The 23,307-nt window shown below is 52.3% G+C and carries 19 protein-coding genes and 3 tRNA genes; 18 read left to right on the top strand and 4 right to left on the bottom strand.

Features of this window, described 5'->3' with window-relative positions; translation table 11 throughout:
• Positions 1–466: 466 nt before the first annotated feature.
• The 5 genes from dnaA (at position 467) to gyrB (ending at position 8,107) form a co-directional block, all read left to right on the top strand.
• Entirely contained in the window at positions 467–2,293 is a 1,827-nt protein-coding gene (dnaA, locus tag CKV68_RS06585) for a chromosomal replication initiator protein DnaA (protein ID WP_095075847.1), read from the top strand.
• A gap of 588 nt (positions 2,294–2,881) precedes the next feature.
• Positions 2,882–4,069: a DNA polymerase III subunit beta gene (gene dnaN / locus CKV68_RS06595; RefSeq protein ID WP_013910413.1), complete on the top strand. Its 1,188-nt coding sequence runs from the start codon at positions 2,882–2,884 to the stop codon at positions 4,067–4,069.
• Between the two features lie 64 nt (positions 4,070–4,133).
• Entirely contained in the window at positions 4,134–5,369 is a 1,236-nt protein-coding gene (recF, locus tag CKV68_RS06600) for a DNA replication/repair protein RecF (RefSeq protein ID WP_095075849.1), read from the top strand.
• Complete coding sequence (locus CKV68_RS06605) at positions 5,350–5,922, top strand: DciA family protein (RefSeq protein WP_013910415.1); 573 nt, start codon at positions 5,350–5,352, stop codon at positions 5,920–5,922. The genes recF and CKV68_RS06605 overlap by 20 nt, the downstream gene beginning before the upstream one ends.
• A 139-nt stretch (positions 5,923–6,061) precedes the next feature.
• Complete coding sequence (gyrB, locus tag CKV68_RS06610) at positions 6,062–8,107, top strand: DNA topoisomerase (ATP-hydrolyzing) subunit B (RefSeq protein ID WP_013910416.1); 2,046 nt, start codon at positions 6,062–6,064, stop codon at positions 8,105–8,107.
• 83 nt (positions 8,108–8,190) lie between these two features.
• Here the strand turns inward: gyrB and CKV68_RS06615 are convergent, their stop codons facing one another.
• From CKV68_RS06615 to CKV68_RS06625, 3 genes are all read right to left on the bottom strand, one after another.
• The gene (locus tag CKV68_RS06615; protein WP_013910417.1) at positions 8,191–8,625 is read right to left on the bottom strand and encodes a DUF6918 family protein; all 435 of its coding nucleotides are present in this window, start codon (positions 8,623–8,625) and stop codon (positions 8,191–8,193) included.
• A gap of 344 nt (positions 8,626–8,969) precedes the next feature.
• Positions 8,970–9,233, bottom strand: coding sequence for a hypothetical protein (locus CKV68_RS06620; protein WP_014525072.1), 264 nt, complete (start codon positions 9,231–9,233; stop codon positions 8,970–8,972).
• On the bottom strand, positions 9,233–9,442 hold the full coding sequence (locus CKV68_RS06625) for a hypothetical protein (RefSeq protein WP_013910419.1): 210 nt from the start codon (positions 9,440–9,442) through the stop codon (positions 9,233–9,235). The genes CKV68_RS06620 and CKV68_RS06625 overlap by 1 nt, the downstream gene beginning before the upstream one ends.
• A gap of 167 nt (positions 9,443–9,609) precedes the next feature.
• On the opposite strand from CKV68_RS06625, the gene gyrA reads away from it, so the two are divergent.
• The 10 genes from gyrA (at position 9,610) to CKV68_RS06675 (ending at position 18,070) form a co-directional block, all read left to right on the top strand.
• On the top strand, positions 9,610–12,174 hold the full coding sequence (gene gyrA, locus CKV68_RS06630; protein WP_013910420.1) for a DNA gyrase subunit A: 2,565 nt from the start codon (positions 9,610–9,612) through the stop codon (positions 12,172–12,174).
• Positions 12,174–12,518: a DUF3566 domain-containing protein gene (locus CKV68_RS06635; RefSeq protein WP_014525073.1), complete on the top strand. Its 345-nt coding sequence runs from the start codon at positions 12,174–12,176 to the stop codon at positions 12,516–12,518. The genes gyrA and CKV68_RS06635 overlap by 1 nt, the downstream gene beginning before the upstream one ends.
• A gap of 173 nt (positions 12,519–12,691) precedes the next feature.
• A tRNA-Ile gene (locus CKV68_RS06640) sits at positions 12,692–12,768 on the top strand.
• Between the two features lie 8 nt (positions 12,769–12,776).
• A tRNA-Ala gene (locus tag CKV68_RS06645) sits at positions 12,777–12,849 on the top strand.
• Between the two features lie 101 nt (positions 12,850–12,950).
• On the top strand, positions 12,951–13,730 hold the full coding sequence (locus CKV68_RS06650; RefSeq protein ID WP_095075850.1) for a YwiC-like family protein: 780 nt from the start codon (positions 12,951–12,953) through the stop codon (positions 13,728–13,730).
• A gap of 325 nt (positions 13,731–14,055) precedes the next feature.
• Entirely contained in the window at positions 14,056–14,583 is a 528-nt protein-coding gene (locus CKV68_RS06655) for a YPDG domain-containing protein (RefSeq protein ID WP_095075851.1), read from the top strand.
• A gap of 218 nt (positions 14,584–14,801) precedes the next feature.
• A tRNA-Ala gene (locus tag CKV68_RS06660) sits at positions 14,802–14,874 on the top strand.
• Positions 14,875–15,215: 341 nt separating this feature from the next.
• The gene (locus CKV68_RS06665; protein ID WP_095075852.1) at positions 15,216–16,217 is read left to right on the top strand and encodes a substrate-binding domain-containing protein; all 1,002 of its coding nucleotides are present in this window, start codon (positions 15,216–15,218) and stop codon (positions 16,215–16,217) included.
• Positions 16,218–16,261: 44 nt separating this feature from the next.
• Positions 16,262–17,296, top strand: coding sequence for an ABC transporter permease (locus CKV68_RS06670; RefSeq protein ID WP_080561875.1), 1,035 nt, complete (start codon positions 16,262–16,264; stop codon positions 17,294–17,296).
• Positions 17,297–18,070 (top strand): ATP-binding cassette domain-containing protein, encoded by a 774-nt coding sequence (locus CKV68_RS06675; protein ID WP_095075853.1) that lies wholly within the window; start codon positions 17,297–17,299, stop codon positions 18,068–18,070.
• An 84-nt stretch (positions 18,071–18,154) separates the two neighbouring features.
• On the opposite strand, the gene CKV68_RS06680 is transcribed toward CKV68_RS06675, so the two are convergent.
• On the bottom strand, positions 18,155–18,859 hold the full coding sequence (locus CKV68_RS06680) for a hypothetical protein (RefSeq protein ID WP_029975400.1): 705 nt from the start codon (positions 18,857–18,859) through the stop codon (positions 18,155–18,157).
• 76 nt (positions 18,860–18,935) lie between these two features.
• Here CKV68_RS06680 and CKV68_RS06685 point away from each other — a divergent pair, with 76 nt between their 5' ends.
• From CKV68_RS06685 to CKV68_RS06695, 3 genes are all read left to right on the top strand, one after another.
• Positions 18,936–19,472 (top strand): peptidylprolyl isomerase, encoded by a 537-nt coding sequence (locus CKV68_RS06685; protein WP_014525079.1) that lies wholly within the window; start codon positions 18,936–18,938, stop codon positions 19,470–19,472.
• An 83-nt stretch (positions 19,473–19,555) separates the two neighbouring features.
• Entirely contained in the window at positions 19,556–20,296 is a 741-nt protein-coding gene (locus CKV68_RS06690) for a rhomboid family intramembrane serine protease (protein WP_095075854.1), read from the top strand.
• A gap of 1,058 nt (positions 20,297–21,354) precedes the next feature.
• Positions 21,355–23,274, top strand: coding sequence for an Ig-like domain-containing protein (locus CKV68_RS06695; protein ID WP_231910418.1), 1,920 nt, complete (start codon positions 21,355–21,357; stop codon positions 23,272–23,274).
• Positions 23,275–23,307: the final 33 nt, after the last annotated feature.

Raw genomic sequence — 23,307 nt, forward strand, 5'->3', positions numbered from 1 at the left:
TTTTGGACAGCCCTACGTCACACCGAGTAACAATATTTGTAAGGAAAAATCACACACTGTGAATAACCAGACCTGTGGATAACTCTCAAGTTTATGTCGAAACTTTCCACATAGAATTGAATTTACGCAGGTTAAAAGCAAAATTCTTCACAGTGAGCGTTATCCACAAGGTTGTGAAATAACTGTGGATAACTTTTCACACACCCCAGTGTGGGAAGTTATCCACAGTTGTGGAAAACTCTGTGGAATACGCGGTCACAGCCCCAAAGCGTTGTGAACAACTCGGTGAAATCCCCGTGGACAGTGAAATAACATTTTTCACTGCCGGATGGGGAAATCTCGTTGCGTTGGACATTATTTTTGGGGCTAGTGAGCGCTGCTGATAGGGCACTGACCCGCGAATGCACTGCCATATCAGCATGAAAATTAGTTGTTGTTCATTCGCACGAGGTAAAGGAAATACGAAGTGTCGGAGACTCCATCGACATGGAACGAGCGGTGGCAGGAAGTTACTAACGAGCTGCTGTCACAGTCTCAGGACCCAGATAGTGGTATTTCCATTACTCGCCAGCAAAGTGCATACCTGCGATTGGTAAAGCCAGTCGCGTTTGTAGAGGGTATTGCAGTTTTAAGCGTCCCTCACGCCCGAGCGAAAAAAGAGATTGAAACTACGCTGGGCCCTGTCATCACTGAGGTGTTGTCTCGTAGATTAGGGAGACAATATAGCCTTGCAGTGAGCGTTCATGCTTCAGAAGAAGAACCAGAAGACTCCTCGATTAGTTCTGATAGCGCGTCTGCGTACCAGGAACGATCTGCTGTTTCGGGACATTACGGTGCAGGTTCCGCTAATGCGGCATTCCAGAATCAGCAAAGCGCGGCATACCGACAGTCACAGGACGCACAGCATCCTGTGACTTTTGGTTCTTCTTCGTACGGAAATGAAAAGTATCCAGAAAACACCCCGGAACAGGGATTTTCCACTCCTCGTTATGGATTTAACGAACAAAATTTTAATGAGGTTCAACACACCTCATCGGGGACTTCTCATACTGCCCCCCAAAGTGGGTCTGCATTACTGCATGATCCACTCCAAACGCGTAGCGCTGAAGCACCGCTGAACCAGGATTATCCGGGAAATACTGGAGGATGGCGTACTGACCATATCCAGGAATCTACTCAGGCAGAGCAGATTCCTTCGGGCACACCGCGTACTCGTGAGCAACCATCGTTTAACCCGGATCGTGCTTTAGCCCTTAATCCTCACTACACATTTGATTCTTATGTGGTCAGTGATTCCAACAAATTGCCGTGCTCAGCAGCAATCGCTGTGGCGGAAAAGCCTGCTCGCGCCTACAATCCGCTCTTTATTTGGGGAGACTCCGGCTTAGGTAAAACCCACCTCATGCATGCGGTGGGTAACTATGCTCAATACTTAAATCCGCGTCTCCGTATTAAGTATGTTTCTAGTGAGGAATTCACTAATGAATACATCAATTCGGTGAGAGATGACCGTCAGGAAGCTTTTAAGCGTAAATATCGTGAACTAGATATTTTGATGGTTGATGATATTCAGTTCCTCCAGGGCAAAGAGGGTACGCAGGAAGAGTTCTTCCATACATTTAATGCTTTGTACCAAGCTAATAAGCAGATTGTTTTGTCCTCAGATAGGCCACCAAAACAGCTGACTACCTTGGAAGATCGACTACGTACACGATTCCAGGCGGGTCTTATTGCAGACATTTATCCGCCGGATTTAGAGACTCGTATCGCGATTTTGATGAAGAAGGCGGCGTCGGAACGCATCGTCGCAGATCGTGAAGCTATCGAGTTGATTGCGAGCCGTTTTAATACGTCGATCCGCGAACTAGAAGGCGCTTTTATCCGTGTTTCTGCGTATGCCTCACTGATGTCTCCAGATAAGGGAAAGCACCGTATTGACCTGCGGATAGCCGAAAAAGCTCTTGAAGATATGATGCCGGAGCAGGCCAATCAAGAGATTACGGCGACAACCATTCTCGCAGCTACTGCTGAGTATTTTGAGATGGATGTCAACGCCCTCAAAGGTAGTGGCAAGACGCGCGCGGTGGCGCATGCGCGTCAGCTGGCAATGTATCTTTGCCGCGAGCTAACCGATTTGTCACTTCCAAAAATCGGCGAGCAATTTGGCGGTAAAGACCACACCACGGTGATGTACGCGGATCGAAAAATCCGTAAAGAGATCACCGAGAAGAAAGAAACGTACGACGAAATCCAACTGCTCACTCAGCAGATCAAGAGTTCTTCTCGCGGATAAGACCATCACCGGCTTCCCATAAAAGGTTGCCTCCCAGTGATTCTGGGAGGCAACCTTTTATTTTTGTGGGTTCATCCAGGTCACAAAGGTTTTAAAAGTAGTCCACAGAGTTATGCACAGCTGTGTAATTACAAGCTTGTAATTTGGTGATACTCGACACATTTTTGAGGTTTTCGATACGGTTTAAGGCCTGTGGATAACACTGACTTTTATGTGTAAGAACTCCCTCTGAACTGGGGATAGAATGTGGACAACCCACCAACCCCAAAAGTTATCCACAGACCCCGCATGTTATCCACCGAGATTCCACAACCGCATTCACACCCGAAAAATCCGCTACGACCGTAGCGTTCACCCCTCATTTCACAGAATGCACAGGACTTACTGTTACTACCAACGATTTACTCTTAATGAAACTAAGTAGAAAGAGGGGCTGGGGAATAACAACTTTTGCGGCTCGGCCTGCGGTCTCATCGGATTCTTGAAATTACAAAAATCTGGGGCTGCGGAGTTTTGCAGTCGCGTCAACCCGGGTACGGTTAGGTCTTGTAATTCCAAGATTCACTCAAGCGAGGAGCCCTCATACGCATGGACGCACAAGCTGTCTCATTCCGGGTCGAGAAGGAAGACCTTTCAGGTGCAGTGAGCTGGGTTGCGCGTAACCTGCCAACAAAGCCCACTCAACCCGTACTGCGAGCCGTGGTCATCACAGCTGATGATGAAGGGCTGGAGTTTGCAGGCTTTGACTATGAGATATCTACAAAAGTGCGTATTTCCGCTGATGTAAGCCAACCAGGACGGATCGCTGTTGCTGGAAAGCTGCTTTCAGACATCATCGGCACTTTGCCCGCAAAGCCAGTAGAAATTTTTGTAGAAGGCAGTCAGGCACTCGTTGTCTGTGGTTCCTCTCGCTTTGAGCTTCCACTTATCCCCTTGGACGAGTATCCGATTTTGCCTAAGCTTCCTGCAGCAACAGGTGCCATCGATCCTAAACTTTTCGCAGACGCAGTACTCCAAGTTGCCGCAGCAGCCGGCAAAGATGACACACTGCCTATGCTCACCGGTATCCACATGGAAATCGATGGGGAAGACGTCACGTTGACTGCCACAGATAGGTTCCGTTTGGCTTTGCGACGCTTCCAATGGACACCCGCTGTCGCCGATGCTAAAGCGGATCTTTTGATCCCCGCGAAGAATCTCTCAGATAACGCACGCAGCCTTGATCTCAACTCAACCGACCCAGTGGAAATCGCTGTAGGTGCTGGTGAAAGCATTGGATCCGAAGGACTCTTTGGTATCCACATCGACAACCGACAGACCACAACGCGCATGCTAGACGCGGATTTCCCTAACGTGAATCCGTTGCTGCCTAAGGTTCATAAGTCGATGGCGAGCGTCGAGATCTCTGCGTTAGCAGATGCGATTCGTCGTGTGGCTTTGGTCGCTGAAAGAAACGCACAGATTAGGCTCCAATTTTCCAAGAACGAGGTGATTTTGTCTGCTGGTGGCTCGGATGCCGGACATGCAGAAGAATCAGTTCCTTGCGCATACACCGGGGAAGATGATTTCTTGATCGCCTTTAACTCGGGTTACTTGCGTGATGGCCTAGGCGTAATCAAGACAAACCGTGTGGTCTTTGGCTTTACCGAGCCGTCTCGCCCTGCGATCATGATTCCTGAGCCGGAAGAGCTTCCGGAAGCTGATGCCGATGGCACGTTCCCCACACCCGACACTGACTTCACATACCTTTTGATGCCAGTTCGACTTCCAGGCTAAAAGCGAAAACTGCTGGTGAGAATCCCTTTTTCTCGCCAAAAGAAAGCAACCAGAGGTAACTACCGTGTACATTCGTGAGCTATCGCTCCGAGATTTTCGTTCGTGGGCAGACTGCCACGTGGATCTTGAACCGGGTGTCACGGTTTTTGTCGGACGTAATGGTTTTGGAAAGACCAACATCGTTGAGGCCATCGGATATATTGCGCATTTAGGGTCTCATCGAGTCTCCCAAGATTCTCCGCTGGTCCGCCAGGGAAAGGCATCGGCTCGGGTATCTGTTACTGCCGTTAACCAGGGACGTGAGCTTACGGCCCATATGCTGATTAAGCATAAGGGCGCCAACCAGGCTCAGATTAATCGGACCCGGCTGAAGTCTCCCAGAGAGCTTTTAGGAGTGGTTCGGACTGTCTTGTTTTCTCCAGAAGACCTAAGCTTGGTCCGTGGGGAACCCGGGGAGCGCCGGCGCTATCTAGACCATATCGTCGCTACGAGAAAACCTAGGTTAGCAGGGGTAAAGGCTGATTATGACAAGGTCCTAAAGCAACGAAATTCGCTGTTGAAAACAGCTAGTGCATCGCTGCGTCGGGGCTATGGCGCAGATGATGGGACTCTGAGCACTCTGGATGTTTGGGATACCCAGCTTGCTCGACTTGGCAGCGAGCTTATCCATACTCGACTGAACCTCGTTGCCGAGCTTGCTCCGCTCGTCCATTCCGCGTATGCCCGCATTGCTCCGGAATCACGGCCCGCTCGAATTAGCTACGAATCTACTGTTCCCGTGCCAGCCGCTGGCGTTGATACCGAGGCGGCGTCGATAAGCATCCCTGACGTGGAAGTTCTGGAAGCAGCCATGCTTTCTCAGCTGGGGGTTCAGCGGAAAAAGGAGATTGATCGGGGTCTATCTTTGGTCGGGCCGCATCGCGACGATCTCACCGTTTTGTTGGGGGATTATCCGGCTAAAGGATATGCGAGCCATGGGGAAACCTGGTCGATGGCGCTAGCCCTGCGACTAGCGGAATTCCGCCTGCTCAGCTCAGATGGGACGGAACCCATTTTGATCCTTGACGATGTGTTCGCGGAACTTGATTCCAAACGCAGACAAAAACTCGTGGGGATCACGGCAGAAGCAGAACAAGTACTCATCACGGCGGCTGTCGGCGATGATCTACCAGATAACCTGGCAGAATCGGTGGTACACCGGCACATGGTGACCATGACGGATACCCCAGAGGGCCGTATTTCTGAGCTGGATAAGGACAAAGACACGGAAGGAACGAGCGATGAGCACTCAGCCTGCTGATACTGGATCAGAGGATCCCGTAGCAGAGGCATTTGCTGCTATTCGCGCTGAAGCGCAGCGACGTACTGGGCGGATTCCAGATCTGTCTGCCCAGAACCCGCGTCCGGGATTCAAGCTTAACGACGCCCCCGCCACCCCTCGCAGACCAAAAGCCCCGGGAAAACCGACTGGTCCGGACGGCCGCAGACTACGGCGTTCTTATGACGTCGAGCCTGTCGGGTCTGTGCTGAGCAAAGAGATCCAACGCCGGGGATGGCGTCACGGGATTGCTGGTGGTTGGGTGCATTCGCATTGGGATGAATTGGTAGGAGAAAAAATCGCTGCACATACCAAAGTGGAAATGCTTAAAGAGAAATCTCTCTTTATATCGTGTAATTCCACTGCGTGGGCCACAAATCTACGCATGATGCAGCGCACGATTTTGCAGGCTATTGCGGAAAAAGTAGGCCCTGATGTAGTAGCAGAGCTCAAGATTTTTGGGCCTAAGACGCCCAGCTGGCGCCATGGCCCCTTGCACGTAAAAGGTCGCGGCCCGCGCGATACATACGGATAGGGTAGGGAGGACTACCTCAAAATCGTCTAATTCACCCCTATTTTGCCGTTATAAGCGTGTGAATGCATTCCTTGTAGGGAGGTAGGCAGTGTAAGATGGAACGGTCTAAGCGTATTTAATAACAAGGAGTGCTCGTTCCGTGGCAACCGCTGAACATGAATATGGCGCCTCATCCATTACGATCCTCGAGGGTCTAGAGGCTGTACGTAAGCGCCCCGGTATGTACATCGGCTCGACCGGTGAACGCGGCCTACACCATTTGGTGTGGGAGGTCGTGGATAACTCCGTCGATGAGGCGATGGCTGGTCACGCCACGCATGTCGACGTCACACTGCTGGAAGACGGCGGCGTTGAGGTCGTGGATAACGGCCGTGGCATCCCCGTCGATATGCACGCGTCCGGCGCACCGACGGTGCAGGTCGTTATGACGCAGCTGCACGCGGGCGGTAAGTTCGACTCTGATTCCTATGCTGTCTCCGGTGGTCTTCACGGCGTGGGCATCTCTGTGGTGAACGCGCTGTCCACTCGCGTCGAAGCCGATATTAAACTTCATGGCAAGCACTGGTATCAGAACTTCTCTCACGCGGTTCCTGACGAGCTGATCCAGGGTGGAAATGCACGGGGAACAGGAACCACCATTCGGTTCTGGCCGGATGCTGAGATCTTTGAAACCACCACGTTTAAATTCGATATCATTGCACGCCGCTTGCAAGAAATGGCGTTCCTGAACAAGGGACTCACCCTTTCGCTGACAGATAAGCGTGTGAGCGATGAGGAACTTGAGCTGGAAGCAATCGCCGATGAGGGCGATACCGCAGAGAATGTCTCGCTGGAAAAAATAGATTCCGATGCTGATGGCAACATCGAGGCTCCTGCTGCTCCGAAGAAACGCGAGAAGAAAAAGGTCTTTTACTACCCCGAGGGGCTCAAAGACTATGTTGCGCATCTGAATAAGTCCAAGCAGGTCATTCACCCAACCATCGTCGCTTTTGAAGCCAAAGGCGACGACCACGAGGTTGAGGTGGCTATGCAATGGAACAACGGCTATGCGCAAAGCGTGCATACTTTTGCTAACACCATCAACACCATTGAGGGCGGTACCCATGAAGAGGGCTTCCGCGCTGCACTCACAACGTTGATGAACCGCTATGCCCGTGAACACCGGCTGCTCAAAGAAAAAGAATCTAACCTTACCGGTGACGATTGCCGTGAGGGACTGTCTGCAGTTATTTCCGTTCGTGTGGGCGATCCTCAATTCGAGGGACAGACTAAGACAAAACTCGGTAACACCGAGGTCAAGGGCTTTGTCCAGCGCATGGTCAACGAACACGTGGCGGATTGGCTTGATGCGAATCCCGCAGAAGCAAAGACCATCATTAATAAAGCTGTGTCGTCTGCCCATGCACGTATGGCAGCACGCAAGGCCCGTGACCTGGTGCGTCGTAAGTCTGCAACGGATCTTGGCGGCTTGCCAGGCAAGCTAGCAGATTGCCGTTCTAAAGATCCCGTGAAGTCTGAACTTTATGTGGTGGAGGGCGATTCCGCAGGCGGTTCGGCTAAAGCAGGCCGAGACTCCCTTTACCAGGCAATTCTTCCTCTGCGTGGAAAAATCCTGAATGTGGAAAAAGCTCGACTGGATAAGGTGCTCAAGAACGCCGAGGTTCAGGCGATCATCACTGCTTTGGGCACCGGCATTCACGACGAGTTCGATATCAATAAACTGCGCTACCACAAGATTGTTCTTATGGCCGACGCTGACGTGGACGGCTCCCACATTGCTACGCTGCTGCTTACTCTCTTGTTCCGCTTCATGCCTCAGCTCATCGAGGAAGGCCACGTGTATCTGGCCCAACCACCTCTGTACAAGCTTAAGTGGGGTAAAGGTGACCCGGGCTTTGCGTACTCGGATGCCGAGCGCGACTCACTCTTGGAAGAGGGCTTAGCTCAGGGACGTAAGATCAACAAGGATGATGGAATCCAGCGTTACAAGGGTCTGGGCGAGATGAACGCCAGTGAGCTGTGGGAAACCACGCTTGATCCAGAGTTCCGTGTATTGCGTCGTGTGGACATCAATGACGCACAGCGTGCTGATGAAATTTTCTCTATCTTGATGGGTGATGACGTTGCTGCGCGTCGTAGCTTTATCACTCGTAGGGCAAAGGACGTTCGTTTCCTTGATATCTAGGCTCTTAACCTAAGACTCAGGCCGCCACCGAAAAGTTTCTCGGTGGCGGCCTGAGTCTTTATACAAGGCGTATCTGCCGGCTACTACATGTGGTTTTGCATGATGCGGCCGAGGCCTTCGACGTTAGGCTCGATGAAGCCTGCAGCCTTGCCACGAAGCGAGCTGTAGGCCTTTTTGAGAGCCGGAACATCAATTTTTTCTGCGTTACGGTCTGCCATAACGAGCAATTCGCTGGAGACTTCTTCCTTGCGTTCTGCTAGGAAGACGCCGAAATCAGCGTTTCCTGATTCTTCAAACTGAGTCCAATAAGGATCGAGAACCTCGACGACCTCGGGGAGGAGCCGGTTGGCAGCTTTGGTGACGATGTCGCCGTTGACCGTTTTAGCGGCTCCGATGGCGCCTTTCAAAGCCATACCAGAGATACCTTTTTGCTCAGCAACGGTTGTTTCGATGAAAGCGGAGAGTTCTGCCCCCACGGTGGCGTGCTTGGTTTCGAGGAGGGACTTCAGACTCGACATATATGTATTTGACCTTTCGCAATGATGGCATAGCCGGAAACATTTAGGTTATCGCTTGATTATATATAAAGCGACCTCCATTGTTGGCTACACCAGGTGTTGATGTGTCCAACGACAGAGGTCGCTTGTGTTGTCATTCTTCCGCCACAGGAAAAGCATGTTTTTGAACGTCTAAAACGTTCACTGCTGTTTACTGTAATCACAACAGTCACAAATGTTACCTGATTTGGCTCTCCCGCGGCAATAAGAATGACACAACAATGGTGTAGACCTTGGTGCCGGAAACTGTTTTTCTGTACTGATCTGAAGCATGTGCGTAGCGGAATATCGCGTGAGCTTGAAGGTTAAGAGTTCAGATCTTTTAGTACTCGGGAAAGAAATATGCCAAAGGCGTCGTTCAGTCTGGTGAGCGGAGATACTCGAGGAACAAACGATCGAAGATATTCCGACTGCTGTGTGGGCGAAGAAAAGGGCGACGTACCTTCAAAAGAGGCTGTTGTTACTGCTGCTATTGCTGCTAGTGCGGCAAAGTCGTTGATTGTGGTGTTACAGGCGCTACAGAAGTCGTCGGCAAGCATAAGTACCTGCTCTGAGGAAAAGCCTCGCATTATCGGTTTCCCCGTATGCGGCGCTCGGTAGCAGTGAAAGTGGGGAGGTGAGTGCGGGCTAGCTCGCGCACCTCAGAATCCGCGACTGTACGAACTGCCGTGTTTACGATTGCGCGCACGGCCGCCTCGTGTTTGCTGGATCCCTGAATTTCTGCAAGAAGTGTGAGCGCTCGATCCTGTTCAGGAGTTAGTCGTAGAGTCATTGCCATGAGTAAATGGTATCAATCTGGTAGCAAAAATATGGTGAGATGTGCCGTAATTGCGTCTCAGTGGGGCGCTGAGCGGTTTTAGCGGATAGACTCGAAGAGTTAAGTTCTCAGCGACATATTCGAACTGCTTGTGTAAGCCGTTCGGACAACCCTAGAAAAGGTGACATATGAGCGACGATCTCTTAGGTGGCGAGGGATTCGACCGGATTCATCCGATTGACCTCAACGAGGAGATGGAGACCAGCTACATCGATTACGCGATGTCGGTCATCGTCGGACGTGCTTTGCCGGAGGTCCGTGACGGACTTAAGCCGGTGCACCGCCGCATCCTTTACGCGATGTATGACTCGGGCTACCGCCCAGAACGCGGGTACGTAAAATCTGCCCGCCCGGTCTCAGACACCATGGGTCAATTCCACCCGCACGGCGATTCGGCTATTTATGACACGCTGGTTCGCCTTGCCCAGGACTGGAACATGCGCTATCCGCTTGTCGACGGCCAAGGTAACTTCGGCTCCCGAGGCAACGACGGTCCTGCCGCCATGCGTTACACGGAGTGTCGTCTCACTCCGTTGGCCATGGAGATGGTCCGAGATATTCGCGAAAATACCGTCGATTTCTCCCCGAACTACGACGGTAAGACCCAAGAGCCAGATGTTCTTCCGTCCCGTGTTCCTAACCTTTTGATGAACGGCTCAAACGGCATCGCCGTGGGCATGGCAACCAACATCCCTCCTCACAACCTCAACGAGCTTGCCGACGCCATCTTCTGGCTCCTGGAAAACCCGGATGCAGACGAGGCTGCTGCCCTTGAGGCGTGCATGTCCTATGTGAAGGGCCCGGATTTCCCCACAGCAGGTCAAATCGTTGGTTCCCAAGGCATCAACGACGCCTACACGACTGGCCGCGGTTCTATCCGTATGCGGGGCGTGACCTCCATCGAGGAAGAAGGAAGCCGACAGATCATTGTGATCACGGAACTTCCGTACCAGGTGAACCCGGACAACATGATTTCTAACATCGCGGAGCAGGTGCGCGATGGAAAACTTGCCGGTATCTCCAAGATCGAGGATGAGTCCTCGGATCGCGTGGGTATGCGCATCGTGGTCACGCTGAAACGCGATGCCGTGCCGCGCGTTGTGCTCAACAACCTGTACAAGCATTCCCAGCTGCAGACTAACTTTGGTGCGAACATGCTCTCCATCGTCGATGGGGTACCGCGCACCTTACGTCTGGATCAGATGCTGCGCTACTACGTTACGCATCAGATTGAAGTCATCGTTCGTCGTACACAGCACCGCCTTGAGGAAGCCGAGAAGCGTGCTCATATCCTGCGTGGTTTGGTTAAAGCCCTGGATATGCTCGACGAGGTTATCGCTTTGATTCGCCGGTCTGCCACGGTGGACGTCGCTCGCAGCGGCTTGATTGATCTGCTCACCATCGACGAGATTCAAGCCGACGCTATTTTGGCTATGCAATTGCGTCGCCTGGCAGCTCTGGAACGTCAGAAGATCATTGATGAGCTGGCAGAAATCGAAATCGAAATTGCCGATTACAAGGACATCCTTGCTAACCCGGAACGCCAGCGCGCCATTGTTCGCGATGAGCTTAAAGAGATCGTGACCAAGTACGGCGATGAGCGTCGTACGCAAATCATTGCAGCCACCGGAGACGTCACAGAGGAAGACCTTATCGCGCGGGAAAACGTGGTCGTGACCATCACTTCTACCGGTTACGCTAAGCGCACCAAGGTTGATGCTTATAAGTCTCAGCGACGCGGTGGCAAGGGTGTGCGTGGTGCGGAACTCAAGCAAGACGACGTGGTCCGCCACTTCTTTGTCTGCTCCACCCACGACTGGATCTTGTTCTTTACTAACTTTGGCCGGGTCTACCGGCTCAAAGCCTACGAGCTGCCAGAGGCATCCCGTACGGCCCGCGGCCAGCATGTGGCTAACCTGCTGGAGTTCCAGCCTGAGGAGCGTATTGCTCAGGTCATCCAGCTGCAGTCTTATGAAGATGCGCCGTATCTGGTGCTCGCCACTGCCCAGGGACGCGTGAAGAAGTCGCGTTTGTCCGACTATGAGTCCAACCGCTCCGGCGGCCTGATCGCCATCAACCTGGCGGAAGACGACAAGCTCATTGGCGCTGCTCTATGCTCCAACGACGACGAGCTGCTTTTGGTGTCGGAGGAAGGCCAGTCGATTAGGTTCAGTGCTGACGACGATCAACTGCGTCCTATGGGACGTGCGACAGCCGGTGTGAAGGGCATGCGCTTCCGCGGCGACGATCAGCTGCTCGCTATGACCGTGGTGCGTTCGGACGCTTGCCTCCTCGTTGCAACGTCGGGTGGCTATGGAAAGCGCACCTCGTTGGAGGAATACTCCCAGCAGGGTCGTGGAGGTCTTGGCGTGGTTACCTTCAAGTACACACCAAAGCGCGGCAAGCTCATTGCAGCCGTGGTTGTTGATGAAGATGATCAGATCTTTGCCATCACATCCGCGGGCGGGGTTATCCGCACCGAGGTCAACCAGATTCGCCCAAGTTCGCGAGCAACCATGGGTGTACGCTTGGTCAATCTGGAAGATGGTGTGGAACTGCTTGCTATCGACCGCAACGTTGAAGGCGAAGGCGAAGAAACCGCTGAAGCAGTTGCTACGGGAGCCATCGATGGTCCCGCCGATCGTGGCCGCCAGACCCAAGTGACCATTGAGCCTGAAGGAGAAGACCAGTAATGGCAACACGTCATGTTGTTATAACTCGCATTTCACCTGTATCGGCGTTTAAAACCGCCTTGTCCTTGTCCCTCATTGGTCTGGCCGCATGGGTCATTTGCGTGGCTCTGTTATACCTTGGCATGCAGGTCGTAGGGGTCTGGGATAACGTCAACGAGGTTATTGGTGGCGTCGGTGGTAGCCAAATAGTTACGTTTGGTCTAGTTCTTAGCGTGGCGGCATTGATGGGTGCTATTACCTCCATCATCGTTACTATCCTGGCGCCTCTCGGTGCGATCATCTACAACTCGATCGTGGATCTTTTTGGTGGTCTTGCCATCACATACCGTGAAGAAAACGATTAGTTAGCTGCTGTGACGTGAAAGAGGCCTCTTGCTGGGATTCTGTGAGAACACAGGATTTTTAGCAAGAGGCTGATTTATTGGCATCAGAGCGTGTAAAAACTCCTAAAAATAGGTTGTAAGCAGGCGATTTGCTAACTTTCATGGTTTCTAGGTAAAGTTCTATCTCGTTCCCAGGGCCTATAGCTCAGTCGGTTAGAGCGCATCGCTGATAACGATGAGGTCGCAAGTTCGATTCTTGCTAGGCCCACCAGGAACAACGGGGCATTAGCTCAATTGGTAGAGCACCTGCTTTGCAAGCAGGAGGTCAGGAGTTCGATTCTCCTATGCTCCACAAACAAAGGATCCAAGCTTAAGGCTTGGGTCCTTTTTTGTTGTAATGATCCTGGACACAACCTGTTAATGCATCTTTGTGTTGTTATTAGGATGGGCTAAATGACTAGAGTTTCGGCCCCTCGGAAGCCTCGTCGCTCACCGGGATGGGTTCCTAATCAGCATGGGGCATGGTTTATGGTGACTGTCCCGGCCCTTATCGGAGTAGCCTTTGCCCCTGCGTGGATTGATATTCCGCTTTTGATGCTGTGGTGGTGCGGATACTTTGCGTTTTTTGCGGGAAGCGTATGGATGCGGGGGAGATATAGAAAGCGCCACCTACCGCCACTTGCCGTTTATGGCGCCATTACTGCGCTTGCGGGCCTCGTAGTCTTGTTCTGCAATTGGCGGCTAGTGGTGTGGATTCCCGCTTTTCTTCCCCTTGTAGGGATCGCCGTCTATGAAACATGGCGGCGCAGACCGCGTTCACTTCTTTCTGGGCTATCCACCGTATGTGCGGCCTGCCTTATATTGCCTGTTATCGCTTGGGCCGGTGACGGCCTCACCACTCGTGTGTGGGCTGCGTGTGGGGTTTTGCTGCTGTATTTTGCTGGCAGTATCCCGTACGTAAAAACGCTTATCCGGGAACGCGGCTCTCGCCCTTGGCTTATCGGCTCTGTGACGTTCCATCTAGTCTTCCTGATTGCTGCATGTGTGGCCGTTGGGTACCACCTGGTTCACGGTGCGGTGGCAGTGATCTCTGGGATTCTTCTGCTACGCGCATGGCTCATGCCCGTTACCGGTGCGCGCCGGGAACGCCCGTGGACACCGAAGCAGGTAGGGCTTCTCGACGCGCTCCTAGGGGTAGTGGTCGTTCTGGCCGCAGTACTTCCACCTCATTGATACGAAAAGACCTGACGTCTCAAAAGGATATTTTTGCTGCTAAAGGGTGATTTTTTCATATCTGTACCGCTGTGCGCTGGGGATTTTCTGATCGTGTGTGAGTACTCCGTATTTGGTGTGTGGCATAGAACTCACTTTTTGAAAACGGGTGGTGATAGGGGTGATTTTTTGTCGAATCGTGCCCGAAATGAGATCGCCTATTGATAGAAAAATGATTATCCGTAAGGTGGGGCTCGTCCCAAACACGGGACGACAGGATTGAGCACTCGATCATGCCAACAACAGGCATCATCCTGAACCTTCAATGTGGATTAAGGAGAATTGTTTGTCTTCTAACAAGAACGTTGCTCTCCGCAACCTAGCAGTAGCTGCTGGTGCCACCGCCCTGGGTCTTGGTGCGGTATTTGGAACTGCTGGAGCAGCCATGGCTGCCGATGAGCCAGCAGCACCACCGGCAGTTAACGCAGAAAAGCCGGCCCCCACCATCGAGCAGGACATTCCTGTTGATGTGGAGGAACCAGACGTTCTGGATCTTGACGACGCTTCCGATGTGGAAACACCAGACGCTGATGATCTAGACGACGTGCTGAAGTACGAGCCGACGACCGTGGCTGCAGGCCACACCGCCTACGCGGACATCAAGGGAGATGTTGATGATGACACCATCTTTGGTTACTCGCAGAAAGACATTCCAGAAGGCTGGTTTGTCTCTGTAGATGAGAAAACCGGAAAAGTCAGTGTCAGCGCTAGCCCTGATGCGAAACCCGGTGACACATACACAGTAAAAGTCAAGATCATCGATCTTGACGGGAAGGTAACGTGGGCAGAAGCGCCCTTCACCGTGGGTGAGTAACGATGCGTACGCGACGATGCTAACCGCATGACTGAACTTATGTAGTAAAAGCAGTGAGGTTTTCCTCGTGAGAGCCTCACTGCTCTTTTTCTGTTGGTAAGTGTTGCGTTTATAGCCAAGCTAGTAGAGAGGGCCTTAAGTCAAAAATAATCTTGTTTACGCTGTATAAGGCCGTATTAGACGTAGCGGGGATCTAATTGCTACACTGATACCGCACCGGGGCATTAGCTCAATTGGTAGAGCACCTGCTTTGCAAGCAGGAGGTCAGGAGTTCGATTCTCCTATGCTCCACGGTATGAAGAAGACCACCTCTAATTTTAGAGGTGGTCTTCTTGCATGAATGGGGTGTTTTGGTGTGAGGTGGGCGTCGATACGCTTAAACGTAGAGGCTAAGGATCGTTGTTTCTATCTGACTGCTCGCAGTACCGTGCGCGCTTAAGAGGAACGATTACCTCACAAAGGCTGCAGATTTTGAGGCGAGGTCGCACATCTCACATGAACGGGCATAAGGGCATGCCCCCGATTGAGGGGTGATGCTTGTGCAGCTCAACGCCTCTGAATCGATAAACTAGCTGGTCAGTACAGTAGTGCCGGGCTTGACCCCCGGTCACATAGTGCGACACTATGCATAGGTGAAAAATCTCCGGTTCCCCCTACGTGCGGCGGTCGTTACGCTCGCCGCGTCCGTCGTGCTCAGCGCTTGCTCTGCAACAGGCGGTGCCCCGCGTTCCTCGAATACTTCGGGCGGGCAGGCAGGTGGAGTAGACACGCCTCGTTATGTCGTCGCGATGGTGACGCATGGCGCCCCTGGCGACACCTTCTGGGATTTGGTGCGTAAGGGCGCAGAAGACGCAGCTAAAAAGAACAACATGGAGCTGCGCTACTCATCGGATCCCGAAGCGCCGAATCAATCTAATCTGATTCAAAACGCTATCGACTCCAAAGTCGACGGAATCGCGGTGACTATGCCCAACGCAGAGGCAATTGGACCAGCCGCAAAGAAAGCGGTGACTGCCAAGATCCCGACGGTGGCGCTCAACGCCGGAATGGATGCGTACCAAAAATATGACATCTCTGCGTTCTTTGGTCAGGAAGAAAAAGTAGCCGGGACCTTAGCCGGCAAACGTCTTGCCCAAGATGGCGCCAAACATGCGCTCTGCGTTATTCACGAGCAAGGCAACTCCTCACAGGAGGCTCGTTGTGCAGGCCTTAAAGAGGGGCTTGCCGGCGCTGACATGGAAGTCCTTTATGTCAACGGTAAGGATATGACGAGCGTTCAATCCACTGTGCAAGCAAAACTCGCACAGGACAAGAGCATCGACTGGGTGATGGGGCTTGTGGCCCCTGTGGCGCTCACCAGCGTTGATGCCGTAAAAAACTCTGGAAGCTCAGCCAAAATCTCAACCTTTGATACCAACGCGCAGCTCGTGACCGCCATCAAGGAAGGTACCGTGCAGTGGGCTGTGGATCAGCAGCCGTATCTCCAGGGCTACATGGCCATTGATGCGTTGTGGCTTGCACAGCGCAACGGATCCACCGTCGGAGGGAATCGACCGGTCTACACCGGACCGAGCTTTGTCGACGCCACCAACGTAGACAAGATCGCAGATTCCGCAAAGGCAGGCCTACGTTGATCACTCCTCCTACCTCAGAATCCGCAACAGCAGGTACCGCAGACATTGGAACTGCCACACAAGGCGACGATAGACTGCGCCGGCGAACGGGTTTGTCCGCATTAATTCGGCGCCCAGAGTTTGCCAGCCTGCTAGGTGCGGTCGCCATATTCGTTCTGTTTTTGAGCGTGGCACCGTCGTTTCGCTCCATTGATGCGCTGACTACGGTCCTTTATGCGAGTTCTACTTTAGGAATCGTCGCGGTGGCCGTGGGGCTGCTCATGATCGGTAATGAATTTGATTTGTCCTCGGGCGTGGCAGTTACTACAGCGGCGTTAGCTGCGACGATGCTGAATTACAATCTGCATCTCAATAGCTGGGTCGGCGCATGTATGTCTTTGTTCATTGCATTAGCAATCGGCGCACTGAACGGGTATCTGGTGACTAAGACCGGAATTGACAGCTTCCTGATCACACTAGCGGCGTTCCTCATGCTGCAAGGACTTAACCTGGCCATCACTAAACTGGTGACCAGCCAAGTAGCGACCCCCAGCATCGCCGACATGGAAGGTTTCCCTTCGGCTCAAAAGGTCTTTGCAGGGACCGTACACATCGGTAGTGTCTCTGTGCGCGCAACCGTTTTTTGGTGGATATTCTTTGTAGCAGCGGGCTCATGGTTGCTATTTAAGACGCGATTTGGCAACTGGATTTTTGCAGTCGGTGGGGATGCCGATGCCGCCCGCGCTTCTGGTGTGCCCGTGGCACGCGTCAAAATCATCTTGTTCATGTTCGTTGGTTTTGCCGCCTGGTTTGTGGGCATGCATAACCTCTTCACCTTCGACTCCATTCAAGCTGGTCAAGGCGTGGGTAACGAGTTCTTGTACATCATCGCTGCGGTGATTGGTGGCTGCGCAATGACCGGCGGACGCGGCACGATCATAGGCACCGCTATTGGCGCCCTCATCTTTGGAATGACAAACCAGGGAATCGTCTATGCAGGATGGAACCCCGACTGGTTTAAGTTCTTCCTCGGAGCCATGTTGCTTTTTGCAGTGCTCACCAACACTTCCTTTGCCACGCTTACCAAGGGGAGGAAATAAATGGATACGTCCACAACTCCGATCATTGAACTACGCGACATCACAAAAAGCTATGGCGCATTCGACGCCCTACGCGGCGTGAACCTAAGCGTCGCGCCGGGTGAGGTGACGTGCGTCCTAGGCGATAACGGCGCAGGAAAATCCACGCTCATCAAGATATTATCGGGCTTGCATAAGCAGACTTCGGGAGAGCTGCTTATCGACGACCAGCCAGTAACCTTTAACAGCCCCCGCGAGGCGTTAGACCATGGGATTGCCACTGTTCACCAAAACTTAGCGGTGGTTGGACAGATGTCGGTGTGGCGGAATTTTTTCCTAGGACAAGAGCTCACAGGTTTTTTGGGGCGTCTCCGTGAAGAGGAAATGCATTCGATTGCTCAAGAACAGTTGAAGGCTATGGGGATCGATCTGCCCGACATAGATGTGGACGTGGAGTCCTTGTCGGGCGGACAGCGCCAAGTGGTAGCCATTGCCCGTGCTGTGTATTTCGGTGCTCGCGTCATCATCCTTGATGAGCCCACTGCGGCTCTCGGCGTGAAGCAATCTGGCATGGTGCTGCGCTTTGTAGCAGCCGCACGAGACAAGGGGATTGGTGTGGTTCTTATTACCCACAATCCTCACCATGCATACCTGGTGGGCGACCGCTTTACCATCCTCAACCTAGGCAATCAGATATTGAACGCGTCGAGGGATCAGGTAACTCTGGAGCAATTAACGCAGCAGATGGCTGGCGGTGGGGAACTAGAGGCGTTAAGCCACGAGCTATCCCGTTAGGGAGAAGATTGCGGGGTAAGGGAGGGCGTCGATACGCAAAAAAATACCGCCTCATCCGGGTCTAGCGGAGAGGCGGTATTGTTTTTACTTGTCTTCCTGAGAATCCGTATGCTGCTTGAGCTGGTTTTCTAGGGAACCGAGAAGTTCCTCGTCGCGTTCCGTGGCTCCTTCCTCCGGAGAAGCCACATGTTCTTCCTCGCCGTCAACAGGCGTGTGAGTGGAGTACACAAGGCGGGATTCTTGGGTGTTCACAGAGTCTGCGCCGAAATCCTCTACGCGTGGTGGCTCAGTAGAGACGACGTCACGCTTGCTTAGGAAGTAATAGACGACGGCACCCACGGCAGCAAGAAGCGTGGTGAAGAGCGAGAAATTGAACAGGCGCTTACCAAAGCTGGGCTGCTTCTTGGGGGTTGCGCTCTTCTTAGCGGATTGTGCAGCTTTCCGCGCAGCCTTCTGAGCCTTTTTAGACTGCTTGCTCAAAGACTTAGATGCTTTGGAGGCTTTCTTATTGACTGTTTTCACCGTGTCATCCTTGGCGGCTGCGGCGTCGGCGATCGCGGAATCAAGGCGCTTGCGGGCCTGCGCGGTGAGGCTGCTGACGCGCTCTTGCGACTGATCGTAGAGATCTGTGACGTTGGACTTTACCTCTTTGCGGACGTCATCATAAGAATCGGCAGCATTGAGTAGCGCATCGTATGCCTCACGAGTCTTACGATCGCGGTAGCTTGCGTACTTGTCGTATGCCGCCTTGGTGACCAAAACGGCGCCGCGAATAGTGCTGCTGTTCATAGGATGCTCCCATCAGAAACTGACAAAATGAGTTCGTTGTTACTTCCAGCGTAGCGAGGTTGACGCATTCGCGCTTATGATGGTGCGTATGACTTTGAAAACCGCTACCGCGATTTTGCACACCAACCGTGGTGATGTTGCAATCGAACTCTTTGGCAACCATGCTCCAAAGACTGTCGAAAACTTTGTCACCTTGGCAGATGGCTCTGCAGACTACAAGACTGAGAACGCCTCCGGAACCGCTGAAGGACCGTTCTATGATGGTGCCGTTTTCCACCGCGTCATCGATGGCTTCATGATCCAAGGCGGTGACCCCACCGGCACCGGTCGTGGCGGCCCAGGCTACATGTTTGCAGATGAGTTCCACCCGGAGCTTCAGTTCGACCGTCCGTTCCTGCTCGCTATGGCCAATGCAGGCCCAGGCACCAACGGTTCCCAGTTCTTTATCACCGTGGTGCCCACCCCGCACCTCAACAACCACCACACCATTTTCGGTGAGGTCACTGACCCTGCATCGCAGAAGGTCGTTATGGACATTGCTCAGACTGCTACCGACCGCATGGATCGCCCTGTCGAGCCAGTTGTGATCGAGTCTGTAGAGATCACGGAGTAAAACGCTCCATATAGCCCCAAGTACCGCGGCCACCGTGCTTCGGATACTTGGGGTTTTCTTCTACTTTCAACGAAAATGGGGGAATGTCCGCCCAACGAACAGTCCGTGCAGCGTATAACCAGGCTCCCGCCACAGTGATACTTAGCTTATCGACGCTCATCATTTTCCTCATCACCGCTGTCCAATCGCGGTCGATAACCGATAACCTCTACGACTCGTGGCTCGGCGATCACTGGATTCTCTACACTCCACAGATGCATGATCCACTAGGAATGTTGCGCGCAATCGGTTCAATGTTCCTGCATATTGGCCCTGCCCACCTTGCTATCAACCTCTTTTTACTTTTCTTTTTAGGCCGTGAGGTTGAGCAATTTACGGGGTCTGCTTTCTTTAGCGCCGCGTATTTTATTAGCGGATTAGGCGCATCGCTAACAATCATGATTCTGGATCCTCTTTCGCCGACTGCGGGAGCTTCCGGTGCTATCTACGGGTTGATGGCGATCATGGTGGCCATAGCGATAACGCGCAAAACTGATATTCGTGCACCTCTCATTCTCGTTGCCGTGAACGTGGGATACTCATTGATCACCGACAACGTTTCCCTCTGGGGACACATCGGGGGCCTTATCGCTGGCGCGATAGTCGCACTTCCTCTTATGGCTGCACACCGCAGTCACTCTGCTTCCGGAGGATTTTTAGCCTATGCAGCGCCGAGAACCCATCGACATTCTCTACGGAGACAATTAATCACATGGCTTATAGTGGCCGCGATTGCTGCGTGTGAAGTCATCGGAATCTGGGTCGCTGGCACCAGATTGTTGTAGCTCACAACTCAGGGGCAGTGCTGTGGAATCGTTGGTGCGGTTTCACAGCACTATTTTTATGCCTTGAGTTTCCTTTCTGAGGACTGCGAGTGCCTGAATATGTCTGATTGTATTTGTATCTGTTTGCTTATCCATTGGACGTTGAGACTCTCAAGCTTGTTTAAATCACAATCATGGGATTTAACGCCATATCTATGGAGTTATCCACTGAAATTTCACAGATTTTTGGAATAATTCGTTGTTCTCACAAGGGTGTGAATTATCCACAAGAGTTATCCACACTGTGGATAATTACACGAGTGTTGTTCAACGCCTCTTTCTCTAATTTCTGAATTTTTGCAGGGAACAACCTGGGCTTTTGCGGAAGCCTTCGAACAAAGCCCCAGGTGGGGAAGAAGTGCACAACTTTATCCACAGGGTGTGAAGAAACTCTGGGGATAATCCCATAGGTGGGTTTTGCACATTTTTATACACAGCCTGTGGATAACTTTGTGCACAGTTGTACACATGGGAGTGGAAAGAGGGTTGGCACCTCTTTGTGATTGGTGCTTGATGTGAATATGTGGTCCCGTTGCGGAGAATAAAAAATCGAATCGCCGATTGTGCCTGATTGGCCAGAGGATAATGTTTCCTTGTGAATAAAAAGGCTGGATGAAAGCCGGTACGGGCTTATAGCTCAAGATTGAGCGGGTTGTGCCGGTGGGACCGTGGGGGCCTAAAACGGTAGCGTGACGTCACATCCGCGGATGGGATTGGTCACTTATCGGGGAGTTGTTCGCAGTGGAAATATGCTGCGAAAAAACCTTATTAGTGCCATAACCTTATCTTTTGTGTCTAAAAGCTTTTTAGGAGACGCAGGCCACACCTTAACAACCTTCCGTTTAAAGGTTTTTTAAATGTTTAATTTTGCGTATTTTAAGGAATGTGGAGCGGTTATCGCTTGATGTGTTGGCGTTTATGCAGGTGTAATCCCTGTTGGAAAATTGGGCATCAATCCGGGTTTGCCGATCCTGAGATTTATATAAATTTTATCCAGGAAGTGAAGAACTATGGAAAATATGTCTTTCCCTGCGCGTTCTCAACGAGCAGGGAAGCTTCTATGCGTTGTAGCATGTGCGATCGCACTCGTCTCATCACTGATGATGTTTGCCACCGGGCAGCCTCTAGCGCGCGCTGAAGCCGTGTGCAGTGGTGGGGATTGGTCTGACCTTACATGGAAAGACGAGCATTCAAACCCTAGCCTGAGGGATAACACCTATCATGGGCCGGGTTCCCACGCTGAGGTGCAGTTTGAGTGGAAGGCAAAAGCTGACGCTAAGCAGGGCGACAAGATCACTTTTACGCTTCCTCCACAACTACAAGGCGTGGACACTGGATCAATTTTGCTGCAGGACAGCAAGAACGAACTTGTAGCGCGGGGAAGTTGGGACAGCGGGCGTAAATCTTTTGTGATTACGCTTGAACAGTTTGCCAATACCCACTTTAACGTGCAGGGGACAGCCTTTGTCTCGGCGAAATGGAACCGCGACGGGATTGATGGAGACCCTAAGAAATTTGAGGGGGCGCTGAACTTTAACGGATGCGGTAGTGGATCTCTTAATGGAAAATACGAGGAAGGCTCGGAAGGTGATTCCCACGAGACCTCCAAGATCGGTGAATATCGGGGATATGATTCCGTGAATAAGGTGCATAAAGTCCAGTGGACAGTAGGGCTAAGTGGAAAAACGGGAAACGGGCAGCGAGTCTTGGTCACCGATAATGCTCCCGCTGGATGGAACTTTGCATGCGACGGAAAATACAACGACGGATATGCTCCGGTGTATGTATCAAGCTTTACTAAAGGGGATCCTTCGGGGGAAAGAAGGCATCAGATTTTCAATGCGCAAAATTCTGATACGGGAGGGATGCGATATGGATTCGGAGACAGCATCAAAAACGATGATGGTTTTTTAGCTGGGTATAGTTACAAACTCAACTGCACGCCGCAACAAGTGTCTGTTGAACTTCCCTACGGAATTTCCCCTGAGTCCAGCCCGCTCATCTCGTTGCTTACTATCTCAACCGAGAAGCCCGCTTTGGGCTCTACCATCTACAACACTGCAGAAGTAAACGGTAAAAACATTAGCGGTAGCGTTACGTTCCCTAGCGCCGGCGGCCAGGGGAGAGGAAGCAAAGGTGGGTTTACAATTGAAAAAATTGTTTCCGGTGAGCACACCTCGAAGCAATTTTCTTTTGAGTGGTCGTGCACGTCGCAAAGCAAAGAAACAAAGAGCGGCACTATTAAGCTCGCAAACGGGGACGTGCATCATGAAAAACAGCTGGATAAAGGCGCATCGTGCGTGATTAAAGAGGAAGACGCTGATGCAGCGTCTGAGAAGAAGCATTCTTTGAAGTGGTCTGTAGACGGTGAGGATAAAGAAGGCGAGTCCGTAGCCATATCCATCAGGCAGCCTGAAGAACAGGCAGTTCAAGTAGTCGCAACAAATATCTATTATCAGGAAGAACCGGAGATCCCTCCTGTGCCTCCCACGACTACCTCGTCCTCTTCGCCGTCGACAACAGCGTCAACGGAAACGACCACGAAGACCACAACGACAACCACAACTGCAACGAAGACGACCGAGCCTTCTGCAACGACAACCACGTCGGCGCCGCCGTCAGCGCCAAGAACTACAGAACCCACGCGGACACCACGTAATCCTTTATTACCGATACCTATTCCCATCCCCATACCGCTTCCGCCGGCACCGCCAGTGACCACAACGGTGACGCCGCATGCTCCTGCGCCTGTGCCGCCGCCCGCCACGCCGTCGATAGCTTCCAGCAAACCTGTGGATGCTGCGCCTCAACCGCCCGCGAAGCGCCTTCTAGCTCGTACCGGCGCTTCCGTCGCAGGTCTTGTTATTCCTGCACTGTTCTTGATGATCGGTGGCATGGGATTGCTCATGATTATTCGCAGAAAACGAAACTCGGAATAATCCACCGAAAATAAAGGAAATCTGGCCCCTTGT

Origin of the sequence: Corynebacterium ulcerans, from assembly GCF_900187135.1 — a bacterium.
Taxonomy (GTDB): domain Bacteria; phylum Actinomycetota; class Actinomycetes; order Mycobacteriales; family Mycobacteriaceae; genus Corynebacterium; species Corynebacterium ulcerans.